9 protein-coding genes and 2 pseudogenes are annotated in these 12725 nt (G+C 62.7%); 2 read left to right on the top strand and 9 right to left on the bottom strand.

Features of this window, described 5'->3' with window-relative positions:
* Positions 1 to 76: 76 nt before the first annotated feature.
* From NFT33_RS08550 to NFT33_RS08530, 5 genes are all read right to left on the bottom strand, one after another.
* On the bottom strand, positions 77 to 943 hold the full coding sequence (locus NFT33_RS08550) for a LysR family transcriptional regulator (protein WP_251674608.1): 867 nt from the start codon (positions 941 to 943) through the stop codon (positions 77 to 79).
* 69 nt (positions 944 to 1012) lie between these two features.
* Complete coding sequence (locus NFT33_RS08545; protein ID WP_108500080.1) at positions 1013 to 4201, bottom strand: CusA/CzcA family heavy metal efflux RND transporter; 3189 nt, start codon at positions 4199 to 4201, stop codon at positions 1013 to 1015.
* Positions 4202 to 4217: 16 nt separating this feature from the next.
* Positions 4218 to 5810, bottom strand: coding sequence for an efflux RND transporter periplasmic adaptor subunit (locus NFT33_RS08540; protein ID WP_103519492.1), 1593 nt, complete (start codon positions 5808 to 5810; stop codon positions 4218 to 4220).
* Between the two features lie 2 nt (positions 5811 to 5812).
* Positions 5813 to 7138 (bottom strand): TolC family protein, encoded by a 1326-nt coding sequence (locus tag NFT33_RS08535; RefSeq protein WP_024537625.1) that lies wholly within the window; start codon positions 7136 to 7138, stop codon positions 5813 to 5815.
* 167 nt (positions 7139 to 7305) lie between these two features.
* Positions 7306 to 7659 (bottom strand): hypothetical protein, encoded by a 354-nt coding sequence (locus NFT33_RS08530; protein WP_083840419.1) that lies wholly within the window; start codon positions 7657 to 7659, stop codon positions 7306 to 7308.
* A gap of 175 nt (positions 7660 to 7834) precedes the next feature.
* Between NFT33_RS08530 and NFT33_RS08525 the strand changes: the two are divergent.
* Positions 7835 to 8527: pseudogene (locus tag NFT33_RS08525) on the top strand (ATP-binding protein); the annotation flags it as partial.
* A gap of 35 nt (positions 8528 to 8562) precedes the next feature.
* Here the strand turns inward: NFT33_RS08525 and NFT33_RS08520 are convergent.
* Genes NFT33_RS08520 through NFT33_RS08510 form a run of 3 tightly spaced genes read right to left on the bottom strand, consistent with a single transcriptional unit; the run spans position 8563 to position 12022 of the window.
* Entirely contained in the window at positions 8563 to 9255 is a 693-nt protein-coding gene (locus NFT33_RS08520) for a ZIP family metal transporter (protein ID WP_009523279.1), read from the bottom strand.
* Between the two features lie 3 nt (positions 9256 to 9258).
* Positions 9259 to 9561, bottom strand: a complete 303-nt coding sequence (locus tag NFT33_RS08515; RefSeq protein WP_082136747.1) for a double zinc ribbon domain-containing protein — start codon at positions 9559 to 9561, stop codon at positions 9259 to 9261.
* 22 nt (positions 9562 to 9583) lie between these two features.
* A complete protein-coding gene (locus NFT33_RS08510; protein ID WP_027477924.1) occupies positions 9584 to 12022 on the bottom strand; it encodes a heavy metal translocating P-type ATPase in 2439 nt (812 codons plus the stop codon).
* Between the two features lie 103 nt (positions 12023 to 12125).
* On the opposite strand from NFT33_RS08510, the gene cadR reads away from it, so the two are divergent.
* Positions 12126 to 12659 carry a Cd(II)/Pb(II)-responsive transcriptional regulator gene (gene cadR, locus NFT33_RS08505; RefSeq protein ID WP_251674606.1) on the top strand — a complete coding sequence of 178 codons (534 nt, stop codon included), beginning with the start codon at positions 12126 to 12128 and terminating at the stop codon, positions 12657 to 12659.
* Here cadR and NFT33_RS08500 read toward each other — a convergent pair.
* Positions 12614 to 12725 (bottom strand): annotated as a pseudogene (locus NFT33_RS08500) (IS5/IS1182 family transposase); the annotation flags it as partial. The gene cadR and the pseudogene NFT33_RS08500 sit on opposite strands and share 46 nt — an antisense overlap.

Genomic DNA, 12725 nt, shown 5'->3' with positions numbered 1-12725 from the left:
CCCCGCGCCTTCAGCGCCGCGTTGTAGGCCTTCCAGTTCGTCGTGCGGTACTTCGTCCGCTTCTTCTTGGCTTCGCTCACCGCGTCAGTCTACGAGCGCTCGGACGCTCGCTTTGTGCAACAGAGCCCAGCAGATAGGTAGTGAGCATGGGCGACTTTCCCGCGAGCGGTCGGCCCACCACGCCCGGCTCGCGGCTGGAAGCGATGTGCGCGGCGCCTGCGAGCCCTAGCGCCAAGCCGGCCGACACGAAAGTCATCATCACGTCGAACGTGGCGACGTACTGTTCGATCAAGGGCTCCCGGTCCTGCTTGCGCAGGATGCGGTCGATCTGCTTGGCATGGCCTTCGCAAACTGCCGGGTCGCCCAGCACCAGGGGATGTTGCAGCACTTCATCCAGCGGTACCTTCTTGTGGGCCAGTAGTTCATGGCGCGCGGGCATGGCGACCATCAGCTCATCCTCCCAGGCGGGTTCGATGATGATGCCGTCGCCCACCTCGTCGGCCATCGAGAAGCCCACGTCGTATAGATCGTCACGCAGGCCGCTGAGCTGCTGGGCCAGCGGCACCTCGAACAGGCGGATCTCGATCTCCGGGTCTTCCTCGCGGCAGCGCGCCAGCAGCGCCGGCAAGCGCGAGGGGGTGATGCCGTCGGACAGCGCCACGCGCAACCGGCCGTGAAAGCCATTGGCCGCTGCCTTCACGCTCTCACGCGCCTGGTCCAGCGCCAACAGCACGCGAGGCGCGTTCTCCATCAGCAGCTTGCCCGCAAGCGTCAGGCGCGTGCTGCGGCTGGTACGCACGAACAGTTGTGCGCCCAACTCTTCTTCCAATTCCCTGATGGCGCGCGACAGTGGTGACTGTTCGATATGCAGCCGCTCCGCAGCGCGGGCGAAGTGCAGCTCCTCGGCAACGGCCAGAAAGTACCGAAGGTGACGAAATTCCATGAGTCGATGTCCCTGTAAAGCTCGAAGGAGTCTGTCGTGGTGCCGTAACGGCGTTCATCGTTGTTCCTTTCAAGCGGTTACGCCCTCATGTGCGGGCTCTGCCGTGACATCCTCTTCTTGCTCGTCCGGGCGATGGGCCAGCCGATACAGAATCGGTAGCACCAGCAGCGTCAGCACGGTGGAAGACAAGATGCCTCCGATCACTACGGTAGCCAGCGGGCGTTGCACTTCCGCGCCTGTTCCCGTGGCAATCGCCATCGGGATGAAACCCAGCGACGCCACTAGGGCCGTCATCAGCACCGGCCGCAAGCGTGTCAGCGCGCCCTCGCGGATGGCTTCATCCAGCGGCGTTCCGTCCTCGCGCAAGCTGCGGATGTAGGAAATCATCACTAGGCCATTGAGCACGGCCACACCTGACAGCGCGATGAAGCCCACGGCAGCGGAAATCGACAGAGGAATGTCGCGCAGCCACAGCGCCAAGATGCCGCCGGTCAGCGCGAACGGAATGCCAGTAAAGACCAGCAAGCCGTCCTTGACGTTGCCGAACATGGCGAACAACAGCAGGAAGACCAGCAGCAGCGACACCGGCACGACGATCTGCAAACGCTGCGTGGCTGATTGCAGATTCTCGAAAGTGCCGCCCCAACTCGTCCAGTAGCCCGTGGGAATCTTGACCTGTGCCAGCGCCGCCTCGGCGTCGGCCACGAACGAGCCCACGTCACGGCCACGCACGTTGGCGCTCACCACGATGCGGCGCTTGCCGTTTTCGCGGCTGACCTGGTTGGGGCCGGGTGCCAGCTCGAAGCTCGCCACCTCGGCCAATTGGATGAAGTTCGTCCGTCCTTCGGCACTGCCGGTGCCACCCGTTCCGCGCGGCAGCGGAATCGGCAGGCGCTTCATGCTTTCCACGTCGTTGCGCAAGGACTCTGGCAGGCGAACCAGGATGTCGAAGCGGCGGTCGCCCTCGAACAGTGTGCCAGCCTCACGCCCGCCGATGGCGGTGGCCACGGCATCTTGGATGTCGGCCACGTTCAGCCCATAGCGCGAGGCTTTTTGGCGGTCGATATTCACGGTCAGCATGGGCAAACCGGTGGTTTGCTCCACCTTGACCTCGGACGCGCCGGGAATCTTCTGCAACATGGACGAGATCTCTTCACCCGTCTTATTCAGGACATCCATGTCGTCGCCAAAAATCTTCACCGCCACATCGCTACGGACCCCTGAAATGAGTTCGTTGAAGCGCAATTGGATAGGCTGCGAGAACTCGTAGTTGTTGCCCGGCACCTTGCCCACGACCTCCTGAATGGCCGCCAGCAATTCGTCGCGCGACTTGCGCGGCTCCGGCCACTCGGACACCGGCTTGAGCATGATGTAGCCGTCGGAAATGTTCGGCGGCATGGGGTCGGACGCGATTTCCGCCGTGCCGGTGCGCGCGAAAACGCGGTCGATCTCGGGGAACTTGGCCTTCAGCGTGGCTTCCAGTTGCTGCTGCATCGCAACCGATTGCGAAAGGCTGGTGCCCGGAATGCGCAGCGCCTGGATGGCGAAATCGCCTTCGTTCAGGCTGGGCACGAACTCGCTGCCCATTCGGGTGGCGATCAGGCCGCACAGCACCACTGCCACGGCGGCTGCCGCCAGCATCACTGCTTTGGCCGCCATCACGCGATCCAGCAGCGGGCCATACCAGCGCTTGGCCTGCACGACCAGGAAGTTTTCCGTCTCGCTGACCCGATGGCCGATGAACAGGGCGACCGCTGCCGGGATGAAAGTCACCGACAGGATCATGGCCCCCACGAGCGCGGCTACCACCGTGAACGCCATCGGGTGGAACATCTTCCCCTCGACGCCGGTCAGGGCGAAGATGGGCAGGTACACCACCATGATGATGAGCTGCCCGAACAGCAGCGCACGGCGTGATTCCTTGGATGCCAGGAACACCTCGTGAAAGCGCTCCGCCCGCGTCAAGGGCCTGCCCTGGTGCGCCTGCGCATGGGCCAGTCGGCGCACGCAGTTCTCGACGATCACCACCGCCCCGTCGATGATGATGCCGAAGTCCAGCGCCCCCAGACTCATCAGATTGGCGCTCACCTTGTAGTGCACCATGCCCGTGAAGGTGAACAGCATCGACAAGGGAATCACCGTCGCCGTGATGATGGCCGCTCGGATGTTGCCCAGGAACAGGAACAGGATCACGATCACCAGAATCGCGCCTTCCAGCAGGTTCTTCTTGACCGTGCTGATGGCTTTGTCCACCAAAACAGTACGGTCGTAGACGGTCACCGCATGGACCCCCTCAGGCAGGCTGCGGTTGATCTCCACCATCTTCTTGTCGACGGCTTGCGAAACCGTTCGGCTGTTTTGGCCAATCAGCATGAAGACCGTGCCCAGCACCACTTCGCGGCCGTTGTCTGTGGCTGCGCCGGTGCGCAGTTCGCGCCCCAGCCCCACGTCCGCCACGTCGCGCACCCGGATTGGCACGCCGCCCGCGCTGCTGAGGATGACATTGCCAATGTCCTCCAGCGTCTTGACTTGCCCAGGTGCCCGGACCAGGTACTGTTCGCCGCGCTTTTCGATGTAACCCGCACCCACGTTGCCGTTGTTTCGATCCAGCGCCGTCACGATGTCTTGCAGGGTGACGCCCAGCGAGGCCAGTCGCTCGGGTATCGGCGAGATTTGGTATTCCTTGGCATAGCCGCCAATCGAGTTGATCTCCGTCACGCCGGGCACGTTGCGCAACTGCGGCTTGATGATCCAGTCCTGAATCTCGCGCAGGTCGGTGGCCGTGTAGGGCATGCCATCAGGTTTCTTGGCGCCGTCCTTGGCCTCGACCGTCCACAGGTAAATCTCGCCCAGGCCGGTGGAGATTGGCCCCAGCGCAGGCGTGATGCCGGAAGGCAGTTTTTCCCGCGCCTCCTGGATGCGTTCATTGACCAACTGGCGCGCGAAGTAGATGTCGGTGCCGTCCTTGAAGATCACGGTCACTTGCGACAGTCCATAGCGCGACAGGGAACGGGTCTGCTCCAGGTTGGGCAGGCCCGCCATCACGGTTTCAATCGGGTAGGTCACCCGTTGCTCGGTCTCCAGCGGTGAATATCCTGGCGCTTGGGTATTGATCTGTACCTGGACGTTGGTGATGTCCGGTACGGCATCGATGGGGAGCTTTTGGTAGTTGAACACGCCGACGGCAGCCATACCGATGACTGCCAGCAACACCAACCATCGGTGCTCGATGGCTGCGCGAATGAGTTTTTCAAACATGTGCGTTGCTCCGGCATCAATGGGTGTGTTCGGCAGAGGCTTTGCCAAGCTCTGACTTCACGACAAAACTGCCAGCCGACGCATACGGAGCCCCCGCCTTCAGCCCTTGAACCACCTCGACGCGCTTGCCATCACTACGGCCCAACTGCACGGGCTGGGCAATGAAGCCACCATTCACTTTCAAAAACACGACGGGCTTGTCGCCCACGGTCTGAATGGCATCACCGGCCACCGTCACGGGCACGTCGGCCTCAGATGAGGTCACTTCCACGTTGACAAACAGTCCGGGACGCCAAGCGCCTTGGGGGTTGGACAAGACCACGCGGGCCTTGGCCATGCGGGTTTGTTCGCCAATCAGCGCGCCAACAAAGGTGATGGTGCCTTGCGCGCTGGCATCGAATGCCGTTGCCTTGATGGTGACCTTTTCGCCGACCCTGACCAGTGGCAAGTCCTTGGCAGGTATGTTGATTTCAGCCCAGACCTGTCCCAGATCGGACACGGTGAACACGGCGGCGTCTTCCTTGACGGCCTCACCCAGGCTGAGATGCTTTTCAATCACCAGGCCATCGAACGGGGCGCGCAACTCAAAGCGATTCAGCCCTCCCGAAGATCCCGCGCTCAACCCCAAGGCCGACAGCTTCTGCTGAGCATTGGCCACAGCGACTTGCGCCTCGTTTAACGCCTGCCCTGCTTGTAGGTAGTCCTGCTCGGCGGAAATTTTCTGCTCCCAGAGCCGCTTTTCACGCTCGAACGTGGTCTTGGCCAAGGCCAGACGCTTTTGTGCTGTCTGCAACTCGCTGCGCTGCTCAGACGCAGCCGGGCTGGCAATGACTGCGAGAACCTGTCCCTTCTTGACTGCTTGACCCAGACTGGCCTGAACGCTCTCGACCACTCCTGCAATGCGTGGGACAACGTGCGAAGTCCGGTCTTCGTTCAAGCGAATTTCCCCGGGCAATTGCAAGGCTGACTTGATTCGTGCCGCGCCAGCCGTGTCGATGCTAATGGATGCCGCTTTGATTTGTGCATCACTGAGTTCGACTTTCCCCTCCTCTTGGTTGAGGACGAACATGAAGGGTTCGTTGGCTGTCTGGGCAACGATGCTGATCTCGAACGCGTGCGGCTCCGGCACGACCTCGCGGCTCAGCAGGCTGTCCTTGTCAGGCGCGAAGTTGAGCGCCTGCTTCTCGCCGGTCAAGCGCGTGACGGTGGCGCTGACCTTTGCAGTGTTGCTGGCAAGTGGTTTGCCCTTGTCATAGAGCCAGATTCGCAAACGAGGCTCACCGCCTTCCTCCGCGAGCAACGCCTCCAATCCGAAATCCCCTTCATTGAACAGTTTGCCGCCATGCACCCCCTTGCTCGGCCCTTCGTGGTGCTCACCGTCCGCATGGCCCTTGTCGTGGTCGTGCTGGTCACCACTTGCCTTGTCGTGATGCTCACCATCACTGTGGGCCTTGGCTTCAACGTGGCTGCCGTGACCCTCGCCCTCGGCGCTCTTATCCGTCTTGCCGCCGAGAATGGCGCTGCCCAGTCCTATGCCCACTGCGGCGATCACGGCGATGGCAAACCACTGCTTCTTGCCGACGTTCAGTTTGTTCGTTTCGGGTTTCATGTTCATTCCTTGTTTGCAGGCAGGGTGGTCGTGGATTCGGATGCGCCGATCACGCGATCCATGTCCGCCGCCGCGCGGTGCGCATCGGCGAGCGCCTTGAGGTACTGGGACTTGGCGGCAAAGTAGGTGCGTTGCGCGTCCAGCACTTCCAGGTAGTTGAACTTGCCGTAACCAAAGCCCACGGTGGCCGCGTCATAGGCGCTCTTGGCCCCTGGCAGCACCTCTCGCTGCAATATGTCGATCTCGCCGCGAACCGACGCCAGCCGCTCGCGGGCTTGCAACAGCTCTGTGTTGAGGCGCAGATTCAACGCCTGGAGTTCATCCCTCGCCTTGTCTTCACGCTTCAACGCTTCCAACAGATTGCCCTGATTGCGGTCGAACAAAGGCAGCGGCACGGAAATGCCGAGCATTAACTGATTGCGCGCTAACTCGTTCGGACGCTTCACGCCCAGGCTGACCGTGACATCGGGCGTCTGCTTGCTGCGCTCCACGTCGGCCAGCGACCGACGGCGTTCGATCTCCAACTGCGCCCGGCGCAATGCCGATGAGGCCGACAAGCGCTGCTGGATGTCATCCAGCGAAGGGACGTTGGGAAGATCGTCCACGCTGCCCGCTACCTGGGTGAAACGCGGCGGGTTGGCCCCGAGCAAACTGGCCAGCCGCGCGCGGGCACTGCGTTGTTCGCTCTGCGCCTGTGCCAGTTCAACCCGCACGCCGGCCTCGGCCACCCGAGCCTTGGTTTCTTCGACCGGGGACACCTTGCCCGCCGTCACGCGCTTGGCAACGGCATCCGTCGCTTGCCTGGCCAGGTCAACGCTGTCCTGGGCCAAGGCCGTGCGATCCTGGGCGGCCAGCGCCTCAAAGAAGGCGGCAACCACAGCGGCGCGAATTTCAACGCGCCGCGTGTTCAGTTCTTCAACTGCGACGTCACGCCCTCGCTCTGCCGCGGCAATGCGGGCAGCGCGCTTGCCCCCCAGCTCGATGGGCAGATTGATCTGGACGCTTTGCGTGCGGGTTGGCGTGCGTTGGTCTTCGAGCGAGTACGCCAGCTCGGGATTAGGACGTACTCGTCCCTGAATTACCTGGCCCTCCACCGCCTCGATTTCCCGTTGGGCGACAGTTAGGTCAAGATTCGCCTCCAAAGCCAGCGCGACGGCCTTTTGCAGAGTCAGGGGCGTTGCTGCTTCAATCTGCTCTACGCCGTTGGCGCTCTGCCCAAGAGCTGGTGCCGTCGGCAATAACTGAGCGAAAGCCGTCCCCGTCATGAGCGCAAGGAGCAAGCCTGCCGCAACCGCCCTCGCGTTGTAATTGTGAATATCCTTCAGCATCCGATTCTCCAGTGATTTGAAATACACAAGGGAATCGGCGGGGGGGCGATCCAGATGATCGCCAGCAACGTCATCACATCAGCCGCGCGAAGCCGGCTGGATACCGTAGCGCGCCATGCGCGACGGCAGGGGTGAGGACGAAGGGAAAGGAACGCGCTCCCCGCCGATCAGGCGAGGACACGCCACTGAGGGCGCTCTAAACGTTCAGGTGGAGGCGCAGCAAGGTGCTCCGGGGGATACCCCGTATCCAGGGACGGGCTGACCGGCGACGCCAGCTTGACATCCCCTGACAAGACCGAGAAGCACCCGGCATGACAGGACGCGCAATCAGGATCGCCACCCAGGGTCTTGGCCGGATCAGGGCTGGCATCCTGGCCGTCGGCCGCCTTGTGCTGATGCGCATGGTGGCCGAAGTGCTTGGCCGCAGCTCCGGTTTCATGCTGGCAATAACTGGCCACTGCCGCCCAACTGAATTGAAGCGGCAAGAACACCAGCAAGACGATGGCCAGCCATTTGCGCATAGGGGTAACAGTGTAGCAGCTACATGCTTTACTTTGCCACTCCTCGCTGCTTGGGTTTTCTCAGAGCCCCGTGCGCGTAGCGTGCCTCCTCTCAGGTTCATCCTGCATCAAATCAGAGCCGCTTCGATATTCGGCGAGTTGTGGCCGCTTTGACGACTGAGGCGACACGAGGGGGCGCCACAGCGCAGGGTACGGGCAACTGGAAGCCTTCAATGCTGATGTTGCGCATGAACTGTTCACGCCGTTGGCGACGTTGATGGGGGGCACTGAAGTTGCTTTGCGCAAAGCACGCGATGCCGACACGTTGCGAGATGTGTTGGGCTCGCACCTCGAAGATCTCCAGCGCATGTCGATGATCGTGCAGGACATGCTCTTTCTGTCGCAAGCCGACCGTGGGGCTGAGGCCCGCCGCGAGCATGTCGCCAGTCTGGCCGGCGTTGCGCGCGCGGTGGTGGAATTGCACGAGGCGGCCATTGAAGAGGCCGGGCTGAAGGTTCGTATCGACGGCGATGCCACCGGCTTGGCCGATGTGCGCCTGTTGCAGCGCGCGCTATCCAACCTGATCGGCAACGCAACCCGACACGCGCATCCGCACAGCACCGTTGTCGTGCAAATCGACCGGCTGGACGGCGAGATCGCCCTGCGGGTGGTGAACGAGGGGCAGACGATTTCAGCCGAGCATTTGCCCAATCTGTTCAACCGCTTCTACCGGGCAGATGCGGCGCGGTCGGATGCCGCCCGCAATCATGGACTGGGCTTGGCCATCGTGGCTGCCATCGCCCGCATGCACGGAGGGCGGACGATGGTCGATTCGAGCAACGGCATCACGTCTATCGGGCTCATGGTGCCCACCCCGCGCGCGCAATAGTCAACGGATCGGGCACCACCAACAGACTGGCTCCACTAGCCAATTACTTCTTCCAGCAGGAGAAGCGCCAGAAAGCCGACAAAGAACATCGCCGTCACCCAGGGGCGATCTGGCGTTTCGTGTGCTTCGATCAGCAGTTCTTCGGTCACGAGGTAGAGCAACGCAATCAGACCAAACGCGAAGAAGCCAGTCAGAAGAGGGTTGGGCAACAGCGCCACCGGCGCTCCAAGCAAGGCCCCGATCGGCAGCAAGAGCACGAGCGCGGCCGTGATCCAGACGACCCTGGCACGGGAGCGAACGCTCTCGCCGAGTTCCGTGGCCACTGTCAATCCCAGGAACAGAACCTCGATGGTCAGGGCGATGGTCAGAAGCAAGCCGACCTTTGGGCCAGCCGCAAACCCGATACCAAGCACCAAGCCATCAATCAGGATGTCGATGCCGATCACGGTCAGGAGACCGGCCGGCCCCTTCGCCAACGCTTCCAGATGCTTCACCAGCAGCATGGTGGCGACGCCGATTCCGCCGCCGATCATCGTCGCCCAAGGCGAGGCCCGGTGCATGATGTCGGGCAAGATTTCGCCGGCCGCCGCCGCGAACACGACGCCAGCGGCGAAATGCTGAATCGCGCTGACCAGTGTTGGCCCCGGCCGCACGTTCACCGCGACCGCAGCTCCGATGATGGCGGCCGCTGCCGGGATCAAGGTGTAGATCCAGGCCGAGATCACCATGACTTAAGTTACCGCGTTGCCGCACTGAGCACAGAATTTCGCGCCGATCGGAATGACGCTACTGCACTTCGTGCACGACGCTGGCACCAGCGATGTCCCGCACTGGCCGCAAAAGCGAGCGCCGTTCGGATTGATCGCTTTGCATTGCGGGCAAGTGATGCCGCTGGCCGAAGGCGCCGGATTGCGCCCCCAGTCGTGACTGCTGGGGCCACCGTGGCCATGGCTACTGCCATGCCCGTGGGAGCCGCCATGCCCCCCGCCGTGGCCGCCGCCATGCCCACCAAAAATTCGATCCAGGATTCCCATTTTCAACACTCCATATTCGGTTTTACTGACCCGCCTGCTGCCTGAGCAGCCTCAGCCCGTTGAAGACCACCAGCAAGCTCGCCCCCATGTCGGCGAACACGGCCATCCACATGGAGGCATCGTCGAAGATCGCCAGCAGCAGGAACACTAGCTTGATGCCCAGCGCGAGCGCGATGTTCTGCCATAGCACGGCGTGGGTGCGCCTGGACAGCCGGATCGTTTCGGGCAGGCGGCGTAGGTCGTCGTTCATGACCACCACGTCGGCGGCCTCCATCGCGGTGTGGGTGCCCGCGCCGCCCATAGCGAAGCCGATGTCAGCCTTCGCCAGCGCGGGGGCGTCGTTGATGCCGTCGCCGGTCATCGCCGTGACGCCCATGCGCTGCTGAAGCTCGCCGATGGCCTGCAACTTGTCCTCGGGCAGCAGGTTGCCACGCACCTCGGCGATGCCCGCCTGGGTGCCGACGGTTTGCGCCGTCGCCAGGTTATCGCCCGTCAACATCACCGGCGTCACGCCCAATGCCTTCAGGTCGGCCACGGCCTGCGCGGATGAGGATTTGATGGTGTCGGCTACTGCACAGATGGCCATGACCCGTTCGCTGCTGGCCAACAACGTGACGGTGCGGCCAGCTTGCTCATGCACTGCAAGGCGGGCTTCGAGGTCAGCCGAACACTGCCCGCGCTCTTCAATCCAGCGGTGGTTAGCCAGCACATAGGTATGGCCGTCGATCACCCCCTGCACGCCGCGCCCGGCAACAGCCTGAAACTCATCCACTTCTTGCGTGGCGGACGACACGCCATCTGCGATGGCCTTGGACACTGGATGATCCGACCGCGCTGCGAGGCTCTTGGCCAGCCCCTCCAGGGCTTGTTGGCCGAGTCCTGTGTCCACGGGCTCGAAGGCCACCAGCTTGGGCTTGCCTTCGGTGATGGTGCCGGTCTTGTCCAGCGCCACGGCCTTGATCTTGCGCGCCTCTTCCAGGTACACACCACCTTTGATCAGGATGCCTCGCCGCGCCCCAGCGGCCAAACCGCTGACGACGGTGACGGGCGTGGAAATCACCAAGGCGCAAGGGCAGGCGATGACCAGCAGCACCAGGGCCTTGTAGGCGGCCTGCATCCAGGTCAGCCCCATGAGCCAGGGCGCCAACAACGCAACGGCAACGGCCAGGACGAACACCGCAGGCGTGTAGACGGCGGCAAAGCGATCCACGAAACGCTGCGTGGGCGCACGGGAAGACTGGGCCTGCTCAACGGCGTGGATGATGCGCGCCAGCGTGCTGTCGGACGCGGGGGCCGTGACACGGATTTCCAACGCCGCAGCCTGATTGATGGTGCCGGCGAAGACTTCATCGCCGGGGCTCTTGTCCACCGGCAAGCTTTCGCCGGTCACGGGGGACTGGTCAATAGCGCTCTGACCTAGGCTCACGATGCCATCCAGCGGAACGCGCTCGCCAGGGCGAATACGCACGGTCATGCCCACAGTGACTTCCTTGACTCCCATGCGCACCCAATTGCCATCGTCTTGACGCACTTCAGCTTGCTCCGGCGCGAGCGCCAGCAGGCTCTTGATGGCGCCGCGCGCCCGATCCACGGCGCGGGCCTCGATGGCTTCCGCAATCGCATATAGGGCCATCACCATCGCCGCTTCGGGCCACTGGCCGATCAGGAAAGCGCCGGTCACGGCCACGGTCATCAGGGCATTGATGTTCAAGCGGCCCTGCCGCAGTGCAGCCAGCCCCTTGCCGTAAACCGAGAAACCCGACAGCGCGATGGCCGCCGCGGCCAGCGCCATTCCCAGCGCCTTGACAGGTACGCTGTCTGGAAAGGCGAATGCCAAGCCCTCGGCCGCCACAGCCAACCCCAGGGCGCCCAGCGACTTGCCCCATGTCGTCCAGAAGCCCGTTGGCGAGGCAACCGCAGCAGCCGACGAGCCTGTGTCGCCAAGAGGTTCCGGCTTGAAGCCTGCCTTGCGGATTGCGTCTAGCGCCTGCTGCAAGACAGGATCATCGGCGGCAATGGCCAACTCGCGTTCGCCCAGATTGAATTGCAGGCTACGAATTCCCGCCATGCCGTCCAACGCCCGGCGGATTTCCGACTCCTCCGAGGCACAGTCCATATTCGCAATGCGGAAGCGCTGGACATTCTTCGCGCCGAGGGGTTCTGGCTTGAAACCCGCTTTGCGGATCGCTTCTAGGGCCTCGGGCAGCGCGTGGTCATCGGCGGCAATGGCAAGCTCTCGATCCCCCAGGTTGAATCGCAGGCTGCGAATCCCCGCCATGCCTTCCAGCGCCCGGCGGATTTCCGACTCCTCTGAGGCACAGTCCATGTTTTCTATGCGAAAGCGTTGCGGCCCAATAGTCGTTGCATCAGACGCTGTTGGCTCGGGCGCCACAGGCACTGTTGCACAGCCACTCCCGCAGCAGGCAGCGTCGGCGTGTTGGCGTTGGTGGGCAGAGTTCATGAAATTCTCCTTTTCAGTCAGATTGGAAACCCTGTACCCACTACAGAGTCAAGCGCCTACAATGAGCCTTGGAGAAAAACCCGCGACCGCTGAAGATGAACTCATGAAAATCGGCGAACTGGCTAAGGCCGCACATACCCAGGTAGAGACGATCCGGTACTACGAGCGTGAAGGCTTGCTACCCGAAACGGCCCGTACGGATGGCAACTACCGCATGTACGCAGAAGAACACGTTGACCGGCTGTCCTTCATCCGGCACTGCCGGGGGTTGGACATGACGCTGGATGAAATCCGGGTTCTGTTGCGCTTCAAGGATGCACCGCACGAGAACTGCGCCCAGGTGAACGACCTGCTCGACGAGCACATCGACCATGTGGCTACCCGCATCAAGGAATTGAAAGCGTTGGAACGACAGCTCAAGACCTTGCGGGAACGCTGCCGTGAATCCCAGCAGGCCAGCCAGTGCGGCATCTTGACCGAGCTGTCCTCAGCATCGCGCCATCTGCACGAACCGGCGACGCGCAGGGGCCATGTTCATGGCTCTGTTGCACAAACCCACGAGCAGACCCCTGACCACAACCCCAGACGGACTCATGCCACGGCACCCACCGGCACGGTCTGCGGCCGGCCGATCTGACTGAAGCGGTTGAGCACGGCCACGCGCACATGCAGCTCGACCACCTGACGCTCGAACGTGCGGGCC

This window comes from Sphaerotilus sp. FB-3 (assembly GCF_023706025.1).
Lineage (GTDB): Bacteria > Pseudomonadota > Gammaproteobacteria > Burkholderiales > Burkholderiaceae_C > Sphaerotilus > Sphaerotilus sulfidivorans.
Note: the sequence above shows the minus strand (reverse complement) of the source record. Positions and strands in the feature narration are given on the sequence as shown.

Bases quoted from the DNA above. Each gene is read 5' to 3' on its own strand.
- NFT33_RS08550 (WP_251674608.1), bottom strand. From the start codon at position 943: ATGGAATTTCGTCACCTTCGGTACTTTCTGGCCGTTGCCGAGGAGCTG.
- NFT33_RS08545 (WP_108500080.1), bottom strand. From the start codon at position 4,201: ATGTTTGAAAAACTCATTCGCGCAGCCATCGAGCACCGATGGTTGGTG.
- NFT33_RS08540 (WP_103519492.1), bottom strand. From the start codon at position 5,810: ATGAAACCCGAAACGAACAAACTGAACGTCGGCAAGAAGCAGTGGTTT.
- NFT33_RS08535 (WP_024537625.1), bottom strand. From the start codon at position 7,138: ATGCTGAAGGATATTCACAATTACAACGCGAGGGCGGTTGCGGCAGGC.
- NFT33_RS08530 (WP_083840419.1), bottom strand. From the start codon at position 7,659: ATGCGCAAATGGCTGGCCATCGTCTTGCTGGTGTTCTTGCCGCTTCAA.
- NFT33_RS08520 (WP_009523279.1), bottom strand. From the start codon at position 9,255: ATGGTGATCTCGGCCTGGATCTACACCTTGATCCCGGCAGCGGCCGCC.
- NFT33_RS08515 (WP_082136747.1), bottom strand. From the start codon at position 9,561: ATGGGAATCCTGGATCGAATTTTTGGTGGGCATGGCGGCGGCCACGGC.
- NFT33_RS08510 (WP_027477924.1), bottom strand. From the start codon at position 12,022: ATGAACTCTGCCCACCAACGCCAACACGCCGACGCTGCCTGCTGCGGG.
- cadR (WP_251674606.1), top strand. From the start codon at position 12,126: ATGAAAATCGGCGAACTGGCTAAGGCCGCACATACCCAGGTAGAGACG.